At 55.5% G+C, this 18,594-nt stretch carries 14 protein-coding genes, 1 pseudogene and 2 riboswitches; of the genes and pseudogenes, 9 read left to right on the forward strand and 6 right to left on the reverse strand.

The genetic code is table 11. The features are described 5' to 3' along the window. Positions 1–41 precede the first annotated feature (41 nt). Genes BXP70_RS18560 through BXP70_RS18570 form a run of 3 tightly spaced genes read right to left on the reverse strand, consistent with a single transcriptional unit; the run spans position 42 to position 2,060 of the window. Positions 42–575 carry a hypothetical protein gene (locus BXP70_RS18560; RefSeq protein ID WP_143436572.1) on the reverse strand — a complete coding sequence of 178 codons (534 nt, stop codon included), beginning with the start codon at positions 573–575 and terminating at the stop codon, positions 42–44. A 44-nt stretch (positions 576–619) separates the two neighbouring features. After that, the gene (locus BXP70_RS18565; protein WP_086595617.1) at positions 620–1,207 is read right to left on the reverse strand and encodes an O-methyltransferase; all 588 of its coding nucleotides are present in this window, start codon (positions 1,205–1,207) and stop codon (positions 620–622) included. A 46-nt stretch (positions 1,208–1,253) separates the two neighbouring features. Further along, on the reverse strand, positions 1,254–2,060 hold the full coding sequence (locus BXP70_RS18570) for a sterol desaturase family protein (RefSeq protein WP_086595618.1): 807 nt from the start codon (positions 2,058–2,060) through the stop codon (positions 1,254–1,256). 199 nt (positions 2,061–2,259) lie between these two features. On the opposite strand from BXP70_RS18570, the gene BXP70_RS18575 reads away from it, so the two are divergent. Beyond that, complete coding sequence (locus tag BXP70_RS18575) at positions 2,260–4,131, forward strand: M2 family metallopeptidase (RefSeq protein WP_086595619.1); 1,872 nt, start codon at positions 2,260–2,262, stop codon at positions 4,129–4,131. An 85-nt stretch (positions 4,132–4,216) separates the two neighbouring features. On the opposite strand, the gene BXP70_RS18580 is transcribed toward BXP70_RS18575, so the two are convergent. Continuing rightward, a complete protein-coding gene (locus BXP70_RS18580; protein ID WP_086595620.1) occupies positions 4,217–4,924 on the reverse strand; it encodes a GAF domain-containing protein in 708 nt (235 codons plus the stop codon). Positions 4,925–5,226: 302 nt separating this feature from the next. Here BXP70_RS18580 and BXP70_RS18585 point away from each other — a divergent pair, with 302 nt between their 5' ends. From BXP70_RS18585 to BXP70_RS18600, 4 genes are all read left to right on the forward strand, one after another. Beyond that, positions 5,227–6,564, forward strand: coding sequence for a rhamnogalacturonan acetylesterase (locus BXP70_RS18585; RefSeq protein WP_086595621.1), 1,338 nt, complete (start codon positions 5,227–5,229; stop codon positions 6,562–6,564). 276 nt (positions 6,565–6,840) lie between these two features. After that, positions 6,841–8,193 carry a glycoside hydrolase family 88/105 protein gene (locus BXP70_RS18590; protein WP_086595622.1) on the forward strand — a complete coding sequence of 451 codons (1,353 nt, stop codon included), beginning with the start codon at positions 6,841–6,843 and terminating at the stop codon, positions 8,191–8,193. Between the two features lie 289 nt (positions 8,194–8,482). Further along, positions 8,483–8,998 carry a hypothetical protein gene (locus BXP70_RS18595; RefSeq protein WP_086595623.1) on the forward strand — a complete coding sequence of 172 codons (516 nt, stop codon included), beginning with the start codon at positions 8,483–8,485 and terminating at the stop codon, positions 8,996–8,998. A 157-nt stretch (positions 8,999–9,155) separates the two neighbouring features. Continuing rightward, positions 9,156–9,548 (forward strand): hypothetical protein, encoded by a 393-nt coding sequence (locus BXP70_RS18600; protein WP_086595624.1) that lies wholly within the window; start codon positions 9,156–9,158, stop codon positions 9,546–9,548. A 117-nt stretch (positions 9,549–9,665) separates the two neighbouring features. Here the strand turns inward: BXP70_RS18600 and BXP70_RS18605 are convergent, their stop codons facing one another. Continuing rightward, positions 9,666–10,376 (reverse strand): pirin family protein, encoded by a 711-nt coding sequence (locus BXP70_RS18605; RefSeq protein WP_086595625.1) that lies wholly within the window; start codon positions 10,374–10,376, stop codon positions 9,666–9,668. Between the two features lie 928 nt (positions 10,377–11,304). Here BXP70_RS18605 and BXP70_RS30325 point away from each other — a divergent pair. Both BXP70_RS30325 and BXP70_RS18615 read left to right on the forward strand, forming a co-directional pair. After that, positions 11,305–11,706, forward strand: a pseudogene (locus BXP70_RS30325) (hypothetical protein); the annotation flags it as partial. Between the two features lie 87 nt (positions 11,707–11,793). Continuing rightward, entirely contained in the window at positions 11,794–12,366 is a 573-nt protein-coding gene (locus tag BXP70_RS18615) for a Crp/Fnr family transcriptional regulator (protein ID WP_086595730.1), read from the forward strand. A 179-nt stretch (positions 12,367–12,545) separates the two neighbouring features. Here the strand turns inward: BXP70_RS18615 and BXP70_RS18620 are convergent, their stop codons facing one another. After that, positions 12,546–13,730: a PLP-dependent cysteine synthase family protein gene (locus BXP70_RS18620; RefSeq protein WP_086595627.1), complete on the reverse strand. Its 1,185-nt coding sequence runs from the start codon at positions 13,728–13,730 to the stop codon at positions 12,546–12,548. A gap of 143 nt (positions 13,731–13,873) precedes the next feature. Further along, positions 13,874–13,988: riboswitch (SAM riboswitch) on the reverse strand. Positions 13,989–14,303: 315 nt separating this feature from the next. Continuing rightward, positions 14,304–14,395, forward strand: a riboswitch (SAM riboswitch). Between the two features lie 693 nt (positions 14,396–15,088). Between BXP70_RS18620 and BXP70_RS18625 the strand changes: the two genes are divergently transcribed. After that, a complete protein-coding gene (locus tag BXP70_RS18625) occupies positions 15,089–15,337 on the forward strand; it encodes a hypothetical protein (RefSeq protein ID WP_086595628.1) in 249 nt (82 codons plus the stop codon). Positions 15,338–15,501: 164 nt separating this feature from the next. Further along, positions 15,502–18,546, forward strand: a complete 3,045-nt coding sequence (locus tag BXP70_RS18630; protein WP_086595629.1) for a SusC/RagA family TonB-linked outer membrane protein — start codon at positions 15,502–15,504, stop codon at positions 18,544–18,546. Positions 18,547–18,594 lie beyond the last annotated feature (48 nt).

Genomic DNA, 18,594 nt, shown 5'->3' on the forward strand with positions numbered 1-18,594 from the left:
GAGAAGCCGTCGAATAAATAAATAATACCGGTTATCGCTATTTATTTTTTAATTCGGAGCAATAATTCATTTGAATGGAAAGCTCCTTTAATACATTCACCACCATACCAATTCCAGTAATGGCTGTTTATCCTATACAAACCTGGCTCTAATTTAGACTTTCCGTGCCATAAATAACCTTTCAGGTTTATTGTCCGGCGATATGATTGATTTTTTGGAATTTCAATATAAGTAGTTTCTCCGGGAGCTTCTACGAACTCAAATTTTGGAGGGCCTGGTTTAACAGCAACAATCCTCCCTCTTTCGTTTTGAACAAGAACAGAGGTAAAATATAATATTTTCATCTGTTTGTAATTAAATTCCGGTAGTCTAATCGTCTTATTACTCGTATTTTTGAATTCGAGCGTAATGAATAGACAATCATTCGAAAACTCCTTTTCAGCACTTTTTACAACTAAGCTCATTTTATCAGTATCCTGCTTGACTTGACTGCTTGTCATGCCAAAGGATAAATAATAGAGTACCAACAAAAGCGCAATTCTCTGCATGGTGCACTCTTCAAAGTATGCATTCAAAGACTAGTTTTACAGAGTAAATAGCTTGAACCTAGGCTAGCTATTTACCGCTGCTTCCAGATCAACAGTTCGCCTTTCCCGAGCGGCACCAGCGACGTTTCTATTCCTGCTTCAGTTTCCAACAAGGCCAAGAAATCAACGAGCTCGTGCTGGTGCGACACGGCATTATCTACCACCATCAGGCCGCCCGGCCGTAGGATACGGTGCAACAGCGGCCACCACACACAATACTGCGTCCGGTCCGAATCCAAGAAGATAAAGTCGAAGGAGGCGCTAGCGATAGTAGGCAGGAGGCTTTCGGCTGGAGTTACTTTGAGCGTAATCGTATCGGCTAAGGCTGCTTGCTGAAAGTTATGGTGCGCCTGCGCAGCCCTCGCTTTGTTCACTTCCACGGTTGTCACGTGGCCGTCGGTGGTTTGTGCCGCATCGGCCAGCCAAATGGTAGAATACCCGTTTGATGTCCCGATTTCCAGCACAGCTCGCGCTTGCATCGCTTTGATGAGCAGGGCCAGAAACGGCCCGGTATCCGGCGTAATGTTGAGCAGCCGTTCCTCCCGCCGCGTGGCCTGCTGGTCATTCTCCTGTCCAAACTCAGCTAACTGCCGGAGCAGGTCCGCGCGCATTTGATTCATAAGGCGAACTGTTAGGTAGGGATGAAGCTAGGTAGTACCTAGGCTTTTACGCTGCTTTCTTCGCCACTTTTTGCACCTTCTTGCCTTCCGTTACGGCTTCAAACCGCTCTTCATACTTGGCGTGGTTGGTACTCATAAGGCGGTCCCACACATTGAAGTACAAGCCATAGTTACCTTTCACGTACTGATGGTGCATGTTGTGGTGGGTGCTGGTGTTGTGCAGGCGGCCAAATCGTGTCCGCAGGAAACCAGCAGGATACGGCTCGTACCCTAGGTGACCTAGCACGTTCATGCCCATCATATACATCATAAACACAGCAATGGCGAGCGGATGCATCGGCATAAGGCACACCATGAGCGGCACAATGCCGGCTTCGATGACGGCCTCTAGGGGATGAAAGGAGAACGCCGCCCACGGGGAGGGATTGTGCGACAGGTGATGCACCCGGTGCACGTACTTGAACACCTGCGGCAAGTGCATAAAGCGGTGGGTCCAGTAAAAATAGGCGTCGTGGGCTACGATCGTAGCTAGAATGCTGAACGTGAAGTACGCCCAACTGTGATCGGCTAGGTTGGTGTAGATGCGCGTGTAGCCAGCCTGCCGGGCAACGAAGATGCCGACGCCAACGGCCGCGAAAATAAGGCAGGTAAGTAGTGAGTATTTTACTTCCGTGTGCAGGTGCTTGTCATCGGGAAACTTCTGCTGCACGCGCCGCGACTGCCACCGGTCTTTGCGCCAACGCCAGAAGATGAAATAGGCTACGCCGGCAAACAGCCCATAACGGGCGAGGGTGAACAGAAAGTGACCAGCATACAGTGCACTGGCCTGAGCAAGCGTGGTGGACGCAGACATAAACTACGGAAGAGAAAGAAAAACAGAATCGAAGATAGCCAGCAAAAGAACGCATGAATACGACTAACTCCGCGCCAGCCTTTGAACAGCACTGCTCGCTTTTGCGTTTCGGCTGATTCGCGCGGCATTGTGTATTTTCGAGACTTGCTGACGAGCACCTGCATTTTGTCCTAGCTTCGTCTTCTTTTCTGTTTTTACCATGAACAAATCTTATCTCAGCGGCCTAGCTCTCGCAACCTTGGGCACGGCGCTATGGTCGTGTGCACCCGCGACCAAAGCCCCTGCCGTTAGTACCACTGCCACGCCAGCCGCGACGCCACCTCTTACCTACCAGCCCAGTGCTACCGATTGGCGCACCCAGGCCGAAGCCTTCCTCAAACAATACTCCGCTGAATACCAACGGCTCTATACTCAGTCGAGCGAAGCAGAATGGCGTTCCAATACCCACATCGTGCCGGGCGACACCACTAACTCAGGGGCTACGGCCCGCGCTAACGAGCGGGCCGCTGCCTTTGCGGGTAGCGCCGAGAACATTCAACGGCTGCGTCAATTCCTGGAGCACAAAGAGCAGCTCTCCGAAATTCAGGTAAAGGAGCTGCAAACGGCCCTCTACAACGCTGCCAACTCGCCCCAAACCGTAGCAGATGTAGTGAAGCGTCGCATTAAAGCCGAAGCCGCTCAGACGGAAAAGCTCTACGGCTTCGACTATAAATACAACGGTAAGTCCGTCACCACGAATGATATAGACGAACTACTGCGCACGGAAAGGAACCCGCAGAAGCGCCAGGCCGTCTGGGAAGCTAGCAAAGCCATCGGCCCAACCCTGAAGGAGGGCTTGCTGAATCTACGCGGCCTGCGCAACCAGACGGTGCAAGCCCTTGGCTACACCGACTTTTTCTCTTATCAAGCCTCCGACTACGGCATGAGCCGGGAGGAGATGATGGCTTTGGTGCGCAAAATCAACGAGGAGCTACGGCCGCTCTACCGCGAGTTGCACACCTACGCCCGCTACGAGCTAGCCAAAAAATACGGCGTGAAGCAAGTGCCCGACTACCTGCCCGCCTCTTGGCTCCCGAACCGCTGGGGCCAGGATTGGAGCGCCATGGTGGACGTGAAAGGCGTGAACCTCGATGCGACGCTCGCCAAGAAAGGCCCCGAGTGGCAAGTAAAGCAGGCCGAGCGCTTCTACCAAAGCCTAGGTTTTCAGGCGCTGCCCGCCGTTTTCTGGGAGAAAAGTAGCTTGTACCCCCTGCCCGCCGGCGCTACCTATAAGAAAAACAACCACGCCTCGGCCTGGCACATGGACCTGGAGCACGACGTGCGCAGCCTGATGAGCGTAGAGGCCAACACCGAGTGGTACGAAACCACCCACCACGAGCTAGGCCATATCTACTACTACCTCACCTACACCAACCCCGAGGTGCCGCCGCTGCTGCGCCAAGGTGCCAACCGCGCCTACCACGAAGCCATGGGCAGCCTCATGGGCTTAGCCGCCAGCCAAAAGCCGTTCCTAGTCGGCTTGCAGCTGATGGACCCAAAAACGCAGACGGACCAGACGCAAACCTTGCTCAAAGAAGCCCTCAACTACGTGACGTTCATCCCCTTCTCTTCAGGCGTGATGAGCGAGTGGGAAAATAGCTTCTACGCCGACAATTTGCCCGCCGACCAGCTCAACACCAAGTGGTGGGAGCTGGTGAAGAAGTACCAGGGCATCGTGCCGCCCACGCCGCGTGGGGAGCAGTACCTCGACCCCGCCACCAAAACGCACATCAACGACGACCCCGCGCAGTACTACGACTACGCCCTGAGCTACGTCATCCTGTTTCAGCTCCACGACCACATCGCCAAGCAGATCCTGCACCAAGACCCGCATGCTACTAACTACTACGGCAGCAAGGAAGTGGGCAACTTCCTGCGCGACATCATGCGTCCCGGCTCCAGCAAAGATTGGCGCGCCGTATTGAAAGAAAAAACCGGCGAAGACCTCTCCGCCCGCGCCATGGTCGATTACTTCCAGCCGCTGATGGCGTATTTGAAGCAGCAGAACAAAGGCCGTACGTACACAATGTAAGGCTAGCCCCGTCAGCAAACAGCCCCGCCACACGTCGTGTGGCGGGGCTGTTTCTTTATAGTCCAACCCTAGCTCTAGCTAGCTTTTACGCTGCCAGTCGTCTGTTCAGCACTTTTGCCACGTTTTCTAAGCGGTGTAGAATGGGCTGGGCCACTTCGTCGTCATCGAGGTCGATGCGCTGGTTGCGGGTGATCAGGTAGCGGGCTAGGGCGGCGTTGTCGTCGAGGGTAGCAGCTAGCTCGCGCTGGGCATCTTCCCACTCGTCGGCCTCTTGGTTGATCACCAGGTAGCGAAAACGTAGCTCAATCGTTTGGCCCACTAGGCCAGCCAGCCGGCTCAGTACGGCAGCTTCCGCGTCGGAGAGCGTGCGCTCTTCTTTGTCGATAACGGCTAGCATGCCAATGCGGGCACCATCGGGCATTTGCAGGGCGGAGCCCGCATAAAAATTCAATCCGTTAGCTTGAGCAACGTCGGGCTTGATCAGCTCGCAGCTGCTCGGTTTGTAGTCGGACGTTACTACTACTTTATCTTGTAGAATGGCGGCCGAGCACATGCTTTCGGTTCGGTCGAGCTGCTGAATGCCCTCTACGCCCGTCACGGCCTTGAACCACACGTGGTCCTCATCGACAAACGAAATCAGCGCAATGGGCGTGTTGAATAGTTGCGCGGCCCACGCTACGTACTCGTCAAATACGGGCTCGGGCGTGGTATTAACAATCTGGTAGAGATGCAGCGTACGCAAGCGTACTACATCATCGGTCGGAATCAGCGAATCGAGAAGAAATGTACTCACGTAGAGAAATGAAGGTGCGGTAGTAGCAGAACGGCAAGTGATAAAAGAGAAGTCAACCCCCTAGCTTACTGAATATAGCCAAGATTTAGTTGCATTTTAGTATCAAGCAAAACCGTATCCAAACTCCTCGAAAATAGCCCGTCCGCTAAAATATTCTGCTCCGCTTCCTGGCTGAAAGTTGGGTGCAGTTCGTACCGACTAGCCTGACCAGCAGACTACAGGACGGCGGAGGTTAAGCCAAGGGTGTTATTCGAGGCATGTGAGGTATTTCGCTCGACCTTGCTGGTTCCTAAATGCCTTTCATGAAACGCCTACCTCTTTCGTACACCCTGTTGCTAGGGTTGGCTTGTGCCAATAGCGCCGCCGCTCAATCTGCCAAAACGTCTTACAAATTTGACTTTGGGAGCGGCAACGTGGCGCCCGGTTATACGCAGGTGCTTCCAACGGCCGCTTACTCTCCTAGCACCGGCTACGGCTTCGATTTCAACACCACGGCTACGGCCGTAAACCGCGGCGGCAAGGATGCACTGAAGGGCGACTTCGTGACCAGCGACAAGCCGTTTTACTTCTCCGTGAAGCTGCCCGAGGGCAACTACAACGTGACCGTGACCCTAGGTGACCTCCAGGGAACGTCGTCGACGTCGTTGAAGGCAGAGTCGCGGCGCTTGCTGCTAGAGCAAACCGAAACCGCTCCCGGCAAATTCACGACCCAGACGTTTACCATCAACCTCAAAGACCAAAAGATTTCGACCGGCGGCGAGGTGAGCCTGAAACCGAGGGAGAAGGGCAAATTCGACTGGGACGATAAGCTGACGCTGGAATTTAACGGCTCAAAAACCTGCCTCACCGCTCTGGAAATTACGCCCGCGAAAAACGCCGTGACCGTGTACCTAGCCGGCAACTCCACCGTGGTGAACCAAGACGACGAACCGTGGGCCGCCTGGGGTCAGATGATCCCGCGCTTCTTCAAGCCCGGCGTCGCCGTTGCCAACCACGCCGAATCGGGCCTGACCCTAGGTAGCTTCATGGGTTCCAAGCGCCTGGAGAAGGTACTGAGCGTGATCAAGCCCGGCGACTACCTTTTTATTGAGTTTGGTCACAACGACCAGAAAGAGAAAGGCCCCAACGATGGCGCCTACAAAAGCTACACTGAGCGGCTGAAGCTGTTCGTAAGCGAAGCCAAGAAGAAAGGTGCCACGCCGGTGATTCTGACCTCCACCGCCCGCCGCAACTTCGATGAGGCCACGGGCAAAAACGTGAACAGCCTAGGTGACTACCCTGATGCGGCCCGCAAAGTAGCCAAGGAGGAAAACGTCGCGCTCATCGACCTCAACCAAATGACCACCCAGCTCTACGAAGCCCTGGGTGTGGAAGACTCGAAGAAGGCGCTAGTGCACTACCCCGCCAACACGTACCCCGGCCAAACCCAAGCGCTAGCCGATAACACGCACTTCAACCCCTATGGCGCCTACGAAATTGCTAAGTGCGTGGTAGAAGGCATCAAGGCCAACAAGCTAGGCCTGGCCAAATACCTCCGCAACGACACGCCTTCCTTCGACCCCAGCCACCCCGATGCGCTAGCCAGTTGGCACTGGGCCAACAGCCCCAAAAACGACGTGGTGAAGCCAGATGGCAACTAAGCTGTGTCTGAAAAACCGTAGAACGTCATTCCGGACCGAATGAGCCGTTTGGCGTGCCTTCCCAGAACGTCATGCCGACCAACGGAGCCATCTCGCGTGCGGTGATAACTACCAGTCACCAAGGTTAGTAGTGCAACATCTGCACGCGAGATTCCTCCCGCCACTTAATGCGCCAGCTAGTGAATGACCGTCTGCAAACACACGCGAATTGCGACGGGCTCAATAGGGCGCTCTATAGTATCTCCTGATTTAATCTCCCACCTCTTTCTCCGCTCTATGAAAAGAACACGTCTACCGTACCTAGGTCTGCTACTGCTAGGTTCCGTTGCTGCTTCGGCCCAGACTGCCCCACCCAAAGCCAACGACACCACCACGCCCCTGCACCTGTTGCAGCCCGACTATCCAGTGCCTTACGGCAAAACCAAGCCCGAGGAAGTAAAGCAGGTACTGGATCGGGTGTACAACTACCTGGACAAGGCTACGCCCGCGGAACTCGTTGATAAAAAGACTAATGCCGCCGTTAATACCCGAGGCAAGTTCAACCCCGAGGCCATCATCAAGCCCGGCGACTTCCGCCTGACCAGCTACGAATGGGGCGTGACGTATTCGGGCATGCTGCTGGCCGGCGAAGTAACCGGCGACAAGAAATACACCGACTACACCTTCACGCGTCTGAAGTTTCTGGCGGAGCTAGCCCCCTACTACCGCGCCTACCAAACGGCCAACCCGCAGGCGCCTACGCCCATGCGCGGCTTCATGAACCCGCACGCACTGGACGACGGCGGCGCCCTCACGGCCTCCATGATCAAAGCGCAGCGGGCCGGCCTCTCCGCCGACTTACGCCCCCTGATCGACAGCTTTACCAACTACATCATGACCAAGGAGTTTCGGCTGTCAGATGGCACCCTAGCTCGCAACCGCCCCCAGCCCAACTCACTCTGGCTCGATGACATGTATATGGGCCTGCCGGCGCTGGCGCAGATGGGCAAGCTCACCGGCGAGCGGCGCTACTACGACGAGGTGGTGAAGCAGTTCACGCAGTTTTCGCAGCGCATGTTCGACAAGCAAAAAGGCCTGTACATGCACGGCTGGGTGCAGGATATGGCCGTACACCCCGAGTTTCACTGGGCCCGTGCCAACGGCTGGGCATTGCTGACGAAAGTCGAAATTCTGGACGTGCTGCCCGAAGATCATCCGGGCCGGGCGGCCATTCTCGCTCAACTGCGCGCCCACACCGACGGCCTCGCCACGCGCCAGGCAGGCAGCGGGTTCTGGCACCAACTGCTCGACCGCAACGATTCGTACCTAGAAACGTCGGCCACCGCCATTTACGCTTACGCCATTGCCCACGCCATCAACAAAGGCTGGCTCGACCCCAAAGCCTACGGACCGATGGCTTTGCTTGCCTGGAACGCCGTGAGCACCAAGGTAAACGCCAATGGTCAAGTAGAGGGTACCTGCGTCGGCACCGGCATGGGCTTCGACCCAGCTTTCTACTACTACCGCCCCGTGAATGTGTACGCGGCACACGGCTATGGTCCGGTGATTTTGGCCGGCGCCGAAATCATCCGCCTGCTCAAAAATCACCCATTTGACATCAACGACAGCTCGGTACAAATAACCAAGTAGGCCAACCTAGCCCCCAACAGCGGCGATAAACGCCCGAAGCTTTGCCACGAAAAGCCCCTGACCGATTTGGTTTGGGGCTTTTTTATGCGGATAATAAACCTTTCTTCTGCCAAAAAGGCCCTCTCCCGTGTTCGTAGTCGGGAGAAAAGCAGCTCATGCCTAGTCTGCACGAGCCAGCACAGAATACGACGTAGCCAGCCAACGTTCTTACTCTGGCTTGCTGCGCGCTACGCGCGTTCTTTTTGCTTGGCCCTATACGATCAACGCTTAAAAGCGTATTTTTCACGTGATGAATCTCCGTCTGCCCACGTTTTCTTCGGTTTTACTTATGGCGGCCGCTCCTGGCCAGCAAGAGCACTTAGTGCCGCTGCTCATTGTCTTTGCCGTATCGACGTTCTTGGTAGTGGTGGTGGCTGTTTTCACGCTCATTCGGCTCCGTAAAGACGTCAACCGGCGCCTGAATGAGTTTACCCGCCGCGGCACCCGGCAAAGAACGGCCCGTCGCACTGCCCCCACCGATCCGGAGCAGTGGCAACCATTTTCGCTGCCGGTTCTTCCCTTTTGGCAGCAGCTAGCGTTAGGAGCCGCCACGCTACTTTCTTGTGCCGTAGGGGTTTGCGAGTTGCTGGCGGGCGCCACAATTTCCCAGACCCTAGCGCCAGTTGTGCTGCCGCTGCTGCTGCTACGCCCCGCCCCCAAGTCGACCATTCAGCGGAGCCTGTGGGCGGTCATTGTCGGCTGCTTCGCGGCGGCGATTGTTCTGCTCGGGGTTCTTTCGTTGCGATTGGTGCTGCGCCAAGGCTAGCTTTTTGTGGTCGGTTCGGGCCGCACTTGCCCGCTAGAATAGCAGCTAACCACCACCAGCCTATCAATACCGTAGGCACCGGGTAGCTGAGCAGGAAGCTGTACCTTGCAGCCACAAAATGTCTTTTGTTTTTACAACTAATCCACCATCCGTTTTCATGAAATTTTCAGCTTCTCCCTTGCGTACGCCCGCTTCCTTTCCTGTACGGACGCACTACTTCTTGGCGGGGCTAGCAAGCGTGCTTATGAGCTGCCAACAAGCCAAACCCGTGGCTACGGATGCGCCCCAGACGGCGGCGGCCCCCACGGAAGCTACCGCCCCAACCCAAGCGGCGCTAACGGAAGCGGCGGCCCGCGAGGCCATAACCCGCTACTTAAAAGGTCAGTCGAATGCTAACCTCTACGTGGTCGACTCGGCAAGCGTCGTCGACGTGGACAACCACTGGCAAGTGCTTGTGCCACGCACCGATTGGGCGGGTCGAATGCCCAACCGTGCTGCGTTCGAAGTAGATAAACAGACTGGCACCGTGCGGACGCTGATGGTGAAATAACCCACGCGCTGCGTCGTCAAAACGCAACCCGCGGAACATAGTTGAGGGCTCTGAAGCTACTGAATGCGTCAGTAGCTCCAGAGCCCTCAACTATGTTCCGCGGGTTATGCGCGTCTGCTAGGCAACCAAAGGCACATCGAGCAACAGCACTTCGGCTGAGCTATGTGTCTGAATTTGAAGCGAATCTTCACCCCAACTACCTAGGCCATCGTATGGCCCCAACGGCTGCCCATTGATCGTCATTGCGCCGCGCAGCACAAAGGCATACACGCCATTGCCATTCCTTTTCACCTGGTATTCGGTGGCAAAACCAGCCTCGAGTGCCCCTAGGTGCAACCAAGCTTGCTGGCGCAGCCACACGCCAGCTTCGTCGGGGTTTGGTGAGGCTACCTGCACAAGCTGATTGCGCCGGCTTTCAAGTGCAAAAGCCTGCTGATCGTAGCGCGGGGCGGCGTTGGGCTGGTTCGTACTAATCCAGATTTGTAGAAAGTGCACTGGCTGCTGTGTACTGTGGTTCTTTTCGCTGTGGGCGATGCCTGAGCCGGCGCTCATTACCTGCACTTCACCTGCCCGGATAACGGCCTGATGTCCAAGCGAATCTTGGTGCTCTAGGGCGCCGGCCAGCGGAATCGTAATAATTTCCATGTTCTGGTGTGGGTGGGTGCCAAAGCCGCGGCCGGCCGCAACGGTATCATCATTAAGAATCTGTAAAGCACCAAAAGCTTGGCGTGCCGGGTCAGCAGTTTGCCCGAAGCTGCGGTAAGCATTAAGCCAGCCGTAGTCGGCGTGGTAACGCGTGTTTGCCGCGTGAAAAATCGTGTTTGACATAGTCGGAAAGCATAAAAGCTAGTAACACCTTTGGCAGACAGCTTAACCTAGGATTGGTAGCTATCCAACCGGCCCAACTCTCCTGTTGGACGGTACAAAGGTGCAGCCTAGCCCTTGTTTCTTCCTTTGATATTTGTCAATAAAATGCGTTGACTTATATCAACATAGTTCAATTATTCTTTCATGCTGTCGGTAGCAGGAAGCAGTGTACTTTACAAGCAAATACTCCCCTACAGGAAGCTGGCTTTCAATAATTATACAGTTTTGACAACACTGAAACACCATCAAAAGCTTGTCTTACTTCTAACACACCGACAAATAGCAACGCGCCTTTTTGACTTATATCAAAGGATCTGAGTTAGGGCAACTTCACCTTTATATTATTGATACGACACATTTGACAAGGCCTAACCTAACCTCACAACTCAGAAAAAATACAAAGGTTCTATCCTTGATCATCCGCGCATATTTGGGCTAGCTGATGACCAACACGTTGGCCGCTGCTGGCCGCTTGGCGCTAGAACTTCGAAAACGGTCTTTCTATCTCTTCCACCTACGACCATGAACCTATACGCCATAACGGGCGGCGTATTTTGCAGGCACCTGCTCATCGAAGCGTCGCACAATGTTGCGCGCCGGAACCGGCAATTAGGCTCCGAAATTAAGCCCGCTGCCACTAGCTAGAGCACCACCAACCACCACGATGCCCCACGGCGCCCAAAACTCTTACCTCTTCCTCGACTGAGTACTGCAGCAACTCACAAAATGAATCTAACGACTACGTTTCTGCGGCTGTTATTGGGGAACGAATCACTAATTCTTTCGCCTCTAATGGACTCTTGGTTATTCGCCTAGTTGGTGGCGCTAGTCTTGTGCTGCATAGTTTGCCTAAGCTGGCAGCACCAGCTGGCTAGGGCATGGCGTCCCCGCATTTCTTCAGTTCCTGGCGGTTTTCAGTGAAGTAGGCGGTGGTGTGGCGCTAATGCTGAGCTTGGTTATGCCATTCGCGTCACTGGGCATTGCTAGCACCATGCTTGTGGGCATTATGCTAGGCCACGTGGCCACGAGCGCCCCTTTGTACCGCATCACGGTGAGCCCAACGAATGAAGGACTGGGCACCGCTTTCTTCCAATTCCCTCTTTGGCTGGCGAGGGCCAGTGGGCACAGCCCCAGTGGTTCTGGCTCAGCCGAGCTAGCCCTGCTTTACTTGGTCATCACCGCTGGGTTGTTCTTCACCGGCGCCGGGCGCTACTCGCTCGATCAGCTGTTCTTGCAGCGAAAGAAGGCAACTTCTCCACCCTTCGACCAACCTGCAAGCCGTTTGAGCTAGGTATACGCTTCCGTGAGCAAACGAGAAGTGCGGTAGGATAGCGCAAAAGCCATTTATTTGCGCGTTCTTCCTCCCGCTTTCCCGCTTATGTTTGACGTATTCGCAAAGTATCTCCAAAGCAAGGCCGACTTCACGCCGGCCGAAATCGAGCAAATAAGAGTAGCGAGCGTGCTCAAAACGTTACGCAAGCGCCACTACTTGCTACAAGCCGGCGACATCTGGACGTACAATGCTTTTGTGACCTCCGGCTGCCTACGCACTTATTCCGTGGATGCGAAAGGAGCTGAGCACATTATCTCTTTCGCCGTGGAGAATTGGTGGACCGGTGACCAAGAAAGCCTCACCTCGGGCCAGCCGTCACGCTATACCATTGAAGCCGTCGAAGACGCCGAAGTTCTCCTGATCAAGAAGGATGATTTCGACCAATTGCGCCGCGATATTCCGACGCTCGATGGCGTGATTAACACCATCTTTCACCGCAGCTTCATAGCAGCCCAGAGCCGCATTCACTCGGCTATCAGCTATTCGGCCGAGGAGAAGTACCGCGAATTCTTGCAGAAATACCCTGGCTTTGCCTTGCGCATTCCCCAGCACATGATTGCCTCCTACCTAGGAGTGACAACGGAAACACTAAGCCGCATCCGGCGCCACCTTACCTAGCTGCCCTGGTACTTGGCAGTTAGGCGCCTACGTGCCACAAGCAAAAAAAGAACGCCATACTTCGCGCAGGCGCCGTATGACGTTTTTTTCCATATACTTACTTATAGTCAACCATTTAGAAAGAGCTTCTGGCAGAGCTGAAAGCTGCTCAAATCTTGCTCAAGCGCGCCAACCTAGCTTTACACCGGGAAGTTCAAGCGGCTAATCGGCTGATAGTGGGTGAACTCTAGCTCGGGCGCCAGGTAGCCGGCGCGCACGGGTTCTTCCTTGAGCAAATCGGTGCTGAGATATTTCTTGTTGCTGTCGCACAGCAGCGTCACGACGGTAGCATCGGGGCCGAGCGCCGCGGCTTGCCGGATGGCACCAATCACATTCGCGCCCGACGAAATTCCGACGGCCAAACCTAGCTCGGTGGCTAGCTTTTGCGCGACCAGGATAGCGTCACCGTCGTTGGCCTGCACGACTTCATTGAGTTCATCGAGCTTCACAATAGCGGGAATAAACTCGTCGGAAATGCCCTGGATACGGTGCGAACCTACTTTGTAGCCGGTGGTCAGCGTGGGCGACTCGGCGGGCTCCAGCGGGTGAATGCGCACGTTTGGGTTTTGGCTGCGCAGGTAGCTGCCCACGCCCATCACGGTGCCGCCCGTGCCCACGCCGGCCACAAACGCATCGGGCACCCGACCTAGCTTTTTCAGCTGCGCGCAGATTTCTACGCCCGTCGTTTGGGTGTGGGCTTTGGCATTGAAGCTGTTTTCAAACTGCCGGGGCAAGAATACGTCGGAGCGGGAAGCGGCGATTTCTTCGGCCAGGGCAATGCTGCCCAAAAAGCCGCCTTGCGCTTTGCTAATCAGCGTAATCTCGGCACCTAGGCTCTTGATAATATTGACCCGCTCGGCGCTGAGCCAGTCGGGCATGATGATTTGCACGGGGTGCCCCAGGGCCCGGCCAATGGCCGCGAAGGCAATACCGGTGTTACCGCTGGTAGCCTCGATGATGGTGTCGCCGGGCTTAATCTCGCCGTTTTTGTACGCCTCTTGCAGGATGAAAAGGGCCATGCGGTCCTTGAGGCTGCCGGTCAGGTTGTAGTGCTCGCACTTTACGTAGATGCGGCCGGGCTGACCCTGGTAGCGGTAGTGCAGCTCCAGCATAGGCGTGTTGCCGACAAGGTGCCAGAGGTGGTTGAATTTTTCTTCCAACTCTGGCGAAAGACAACAAGCACTTTTCAGCGCTGGCGCTGCCACCTGCTCTAGGCTAGCCGCGTGCGCTACCTTGGAGAGCACAGCAACAGAGCGGCGAGTGGCACGGGCACCAGTCAAAAAAGAAGAGGATACGAAGCGCGGAGAGCAAGTAGCAACGGACATGGCAGCGGAATGCGAGGGGTTTACACGTTTGACAAACGCCTCTCTTTTCCCGTATGCACTTGATCAAGAAAGCTTACCGCAAGGGCATAAAAAAAGCCCTTCCGATAAGTCAGAAGAGCAACACCGCGTGATGAGCATCTTACAACTTATCTTCTTCTAAGTCGGCCGCGGCCTTCTCAGAACAGGATTTAGCACCTGGTATTGCTACTGGTTGCTAAGGCTTCACAGGGCCTGTCCCTCCGCCTTTCTTGATAAGTGCTCCGGTAAAGGAGCGCGTTGCAAATATAGAGGTCAATACGCACCATGCAAGTCAATCTTGCAAGAAATCAGTGCTTTTGCCAAGATTATGTTATTTTTAACCCCCCTATGCTGAACAGTTCGTAGGAACGTGTCACGGTGCGTTTGGTCCTTGAATGACTTAGCAAGGGTTTATTTGCCTAAAAAAATCAGGGGCAAGTGGGCGCCAAATACGCCGTGGCATCCGCCAAATAAAATTTCACAAATAATTATTTGGAATTCTCAGCGCCGCAATTCTACCTTTGGCGCAATCAATGCCTTCATAACGAAGGCTGGTTTTTATACAGAGGCGTGGAGAGACAGGCTCGACGAAACGCCGACAACCCCCGGAATTTCCGGAACGGTGCCAAATCCTGACCATATAAAAACAAGTTGCCGTGGATCACTCCAAACAACTCAGCACTCAATCTTCCCTGCTCGTTGCTTCGCAACGTGGCTGTTGTGGTATGTCCGCAGCAGCTGTCTGTATGAGCGTGGTTGGTTGTATGGGTTGTTGTTGAGGCTGATCACCCCCCTCTTTCTCTCTTTTTGCTGTCACTTTCGCAGGAGTATTGTTCTCCGCTAGGGCGTATTGCATCCTAACAAGCGCTGTTAGGGCTAGCTACACTACGCCTTCCCCTTAGATAGTCCTTGGTGCCTGTCTAGGTAAAGTGAAAACGTAGCCTAAAAAGTCCAAGCTAATTTCTTTTCTGCTTTCAACGGTGGCTTGACGAGGCCATACCTAATGCCCGTTTGTTCGGCACAACAGCAAAAGAAATTTTGGGCGTAGGGAAAGTACAAAACCCTTACTGTGCGCAGATTAGCTAGGGCATTTTCTCCCTCGCATAGTTAAAGTTTGACCGCTTGAGCTAAGCTATTGCTCCGGTTAAACGCCACTTCTACGTGGCTCAGGGCTAGCTATGCCTAGCCTACTCCAGCGTTCAGCCTAACATCCTTATGCTGAGCGCCTTCCTACATCACTAGCACTGGGGCACAACGCGGTCTGCCGCCCCGAAAAGCCGCTGCCAAGCGAGCGACTTGCTGGTGTATCCACTCCTCCCTTCCAAGCTATATCAACTGTCATGAATCAGTTCTTGAATGAAGTTTTAGCGGCTAGTGAATCGCTGCTTGATGCTCCCAACAACACCCTGAAGGCTACCACGCCGCAAGCGAATTCAGCAAACCGTTTTCCTTATGCGGAAGCAATCCTAGCTAGTATTCACCGCGCCGAATTGCTAGACAACCTAGCCCCTGAGCTGCCCAGCGACGCGCAAATAGGGCAGTTTACCCGTTGGCTGCGCCAGCGTGGCACTCGCTCACTTGAAAGCTAACCTATCAAATTATATTACTGATTATCAATTATTTATATCCCTCAGAATCAGCTATTACCTACTTCACAATTCTGGCTAAAATCTCCCCAGCCTGCACACCGAACGGCTGGGGAGACGGGCCAGCCCACACCAGCCTAGACATCCGTCAGGAAACTCCCAGCATCATGAAATCACCAGTACGCCTTATTTTACTGGCCCTTGGGCTGCCTACGCTAGCTCACGGCGCGGCGGCTCCCTCCTACACCTACCATTACTTGGCCGCGGCAGGCCCCGTCACCGGTAAGGTGTTGGACGAAACCGGCGCGGCCTTGCCCGGAGTGACGGTGCGGGTAAAAGGCACCACAGAAGGCACTACCACCAGCCCGGACGGCACGTTTACGCTGCCTACACTGCCGGAAAACGCAACGCTGATTCTTTCCTTCGTCGGGTATAAGTCGCAGGAGGTCAAGGCGGGGCGCGACGGCACTCTCACCGTGCGGCTCGCGCCCGACCAAGGACAGCTCAACGAAGTGGTAGTGGTGGGCTACGGCACCCAGCAGCGCAAAAACCTAACGGGCTCCATCGTGAAAGTGGACCCGGCGGATACCAAAGACATTCCAGTCGGCAGCTTCGATGCCCAGTTGCAAGGCAAGGTGTCGGGCGTGCAGATTTCCTCGAACAGCGGCGTGCCGGGCCAGGCCACGAACGTGCGGGTGCGCGGCGCCACCACCATCAACGGCTCCAATACGCCGCTGTACGTGGTGGATGGCGTGTTTATGAACAACAACAGCCTGCAAACCATCAGCACCGGCGGCAAAGCTAGCTCGCCCATTGCCGACCTGAACCCGGCTGATATTGAGAACATTGAGGTGCTAAAAGACGCCGACGCCACGGCGCTCTACGGCGCCCGCGGTGCCAACGGTGTTATCCTCGTGACGACCAAGCGCGGCAACTTCAATCAGAAGCCAAAGATCAGCCTGAATGCGTCGGAAGGTTGGGCGAAGGCAGCCAAACTGTGGGACCTAGCTACCGGCCCGGAGCACGCGACGCTCGTGAACGAGAACTGGTTGAACACCACCGGCACTACACCGCACACGAATGAAAACCGTCCCTATCGGCCTGTTTCGCAGGGCGGGCGCGGATTGCCGGAGGAGCAGCCCACCTACGACCGCCTAGGGCAGGTGTTCCGCACGGCGCGGTTGCAGAACTACGATTTGTCGGTGTCGGGCGGTAGCGCTAGCACGCGCTACTACATCGGGGGTGGCTACACGAAGCAGGAGTCGATTCTGCGGCCGATTGATTTTCAGCGGGCTAGCTTCAAGGTCAACCTCGATCAGCAGATTTCGGACAAGGTGCAGATTGGGGTGAGCAACTCGTTTTCGCGCACCTACCGCAACGAAGGCCGGGCGGGCGATGGGCCGGCGGGCGGCTTGCTGCAAGCGGCCCTGCACACGCCTACGCTGCTTTCGCCTTACGACGCCAATGGGCAACTCGTGGGCCGGGCTAGCTTCGACAACGTGCAGTTGCTCATTGATAACTACGACGTTAACTCGACCAGCCTGCGCTACATCGGCAACCTGTACGGCGACGTGCAGCTGCTGCCCAACCTGAAGTTTCGCACCAGCTTCGGCGTCGATTACAACAACTACGATGAGTCGGAATACTGGAATACGTTCCTGATTGCGGGCGCTGGCGTGGGTGGGCTAGCCACGTCCAGCGTCACGCAATACACTTCCTTGCTCAACGAAAACACGCTGACCTACCGGCAGCAATTTGGCAAGCACGGCCTAGGTATTGTGGTCGGTAACGGCTTGCAGAGCGACACCAACGGCCGCACGTTTGCCCAGGGCACGGGCTTCCCGAACAACTCCTTCAAGGAAATTTCGGCGGCTTCGGTCACGAGCAGCACGCAGAACTGGTCGGGGTACCGGCTGGCTTCCTTCTTCGGGCGGGCCGACTACAACTTCAACGACCGGTACCTGCTGAACGTGAGCTTCCGCACCGATGGCTCTTCCCGCTTCGGCAAATCCAACCAATGGGGCTACTTCCCGAGTGTGGGCGCGGCCTGGCGCATCAAGCAGGAAAATTTCTTGCAAAGCGTGCATGTGCTCAGCGACTTGAAGCTACGCGCCAGCTACGGCCTCACCGGCAACCAGAACGGCATCGGCAACTTCGCGGCCCGCGGCCTGTGGAATGGCGGCTCGAACTACCTAGGTTCGGCCGGCATTGCGCCCCAGCAGCTCGCCAACGCTGACTTGAAATGGGAGCAAACCTCGCAGGCGAACATTGGCTTAGACGTGGCTTTCTTCGACGGCAGGCTAGCTTTGGAGTTCAACGCCTACCGCAAATACACCAAGAACGGCTTGATTCAGCTGACGGAGCCAGCCACGACGGGCTTTAGCTCCTACTGGGCCAACGCGGTGGAGGTCAGCAACAAAGGGCTGGAGTTTGCGCTGAACTCGGTGAACATTCGCAAGGAGCAGTTCACCTGGAACACCAACTTCAACATTGCCAGCAACGTCAACAACATTGAAAAGCTCGCTACCCCGACCAAGTTCGGCAGCCGCGACCTGATCTTGCAGCAGCAAGGCTACCCGCTCTATTCGTTCTGGCTCTACAAGCAGCTGTACGTGGACCCGCAAACCGGCAACGCCGTGTACCGCGACGTAGATAGCGACGGCAAAATCACGGCTGCCGACCGCCACATTGTGGGTAATATCTGGCCCAAGTTCTTCGGCGGCCTGACCAACTCTATTACCTACAAAGGCTTTGATGCCAATGTGTTGCTTTCTTTCCAGTACGGCAACAAGGTGTACAACCACAACCGCTTCTTCGGCGAGGGCGGCGGGGCCCGGGATGAGGCGCGCGTCATTTTTGCCAGCAACCTGAAGCGCTGGCAGAAGCCCGGCGACGTCACCGACGTGCCAAGGCCCGACGGCATCAACGTGAACAACTACCTCGACGGCGGCAGCCGCTGGCTCGAAGACGGCTCCTTCCTGCGCCTGCGCAGCCTGAGCCTCGGCTACACCATCCCCGAACGCCTAACCAAGCGCCTGCTCGGCGGCTCGGTGCGGGTGTACGCCCAAGGCACGAACCTCTTTTTGCTGACCAAATACACCGGCCTCGACCCCGAATCGGCTTCGAGCAGCGACGCCAACCAACAAGGCATCGACCTAGGTACGCCGCCCCAGCCCCGCAGTCTGCAAGTGGGCATCAACGCCACGTTTTAATGAAATGTTGAGTGTTAAGTCTTGAGTATTAAATGACTGATATCAAGC

The organism is Hymenobacter crusticola (assembly GCF_002154225.1).
Classification (GTDB): Bacteria; Bacteroidota; Bacteroidia; order Cytophagales; family Hymenobacteraceae; genus Hymenobacter; species Hymenobacter crusticola.

Coding starts and splice junctions, on each gene's coding strand:
- BXP70_RS18565 (WP_086595617.1), bottom strand. CDS start 1,207: ATGAATCAAATGCGCGCGGACCTGCTCCGGCAGTTAGCTGAGTTTGGA.
- BXP70_RS18570 (WP_086595618.1), bottom strand. CDS start 2,060: ATGTCTGCGTCCACCACGCTTGCTCAGGCCAGTGCACTGTATGCTGGT.
- BXP70_RS18575 (WP_086595619.1), top strand. CDS start 2,260: ATGAACAAATCTTATCTCAGCGGCCTAGCTCTCGCAACCTTGGGCACG.
- BXP70_RS18585 (WP_086595621.1), top strand. CDS start 5,227: ATGAAACGCCTACCTCTTTCGTACACCCTGTTGCTAGGGTTGGCTTGT.
- BXP70_RS18590 (WP_086595622.1), top strand. CDS start 6,841: ATGAAAAGAACACGTCTACCGTACCTAGGTCTGCTACTGCTAGGTTCC.
- BXP70_RS18595 (WP_086595623.1), top strand. CDS start 8,483: ATGAATCTCCGTCTGCCCACGTTTTCTTCGGTTTTACTTATGGCGGCC.
- BXP70_RS18600 (WP_086595624.1), top strand. CDS start 9,156: ATGAAATTTTCAGCTTCTCCCTTGCGTACGCCCGCTTCCTTTCCTGTA.
- BXP70_RS18605 (WP_086595625.1), bottom strand. CDS start 10,376: ATGTCAAACACGATTTTTCACGCGGCAAACACGCGTTACCACGCCGAC.
- BXP70_RS18615 (WP_086595730.1), top strand. CDS start 11,794: ATGTTTGACGTATTCGCAAAGTATCTCCAAAGCAAGGCCGACTTCACG.
- BXP70_RS18620 (WP_086595627.1), bottom strand. CDS start 13,730: ATGTCCGTTGCTACTTGCTCTCCGCGCTTCGTATCCTCTTCTTTTTTG.
- BXP70_RS18625 (WP_086595628.1), top strand. CDS start 15,089: ATGAATCAGTTCTTGAATGAAGTTTTAGCGGCTAGTGAATCGCTGCTT.
- BXP70_RS18630 (WP_086595629.1), top strand. CDS start 15,502: ATGAAATCACCAGTACGCCTTATTTTACTGGCCCTTGGGCTGCCTACG.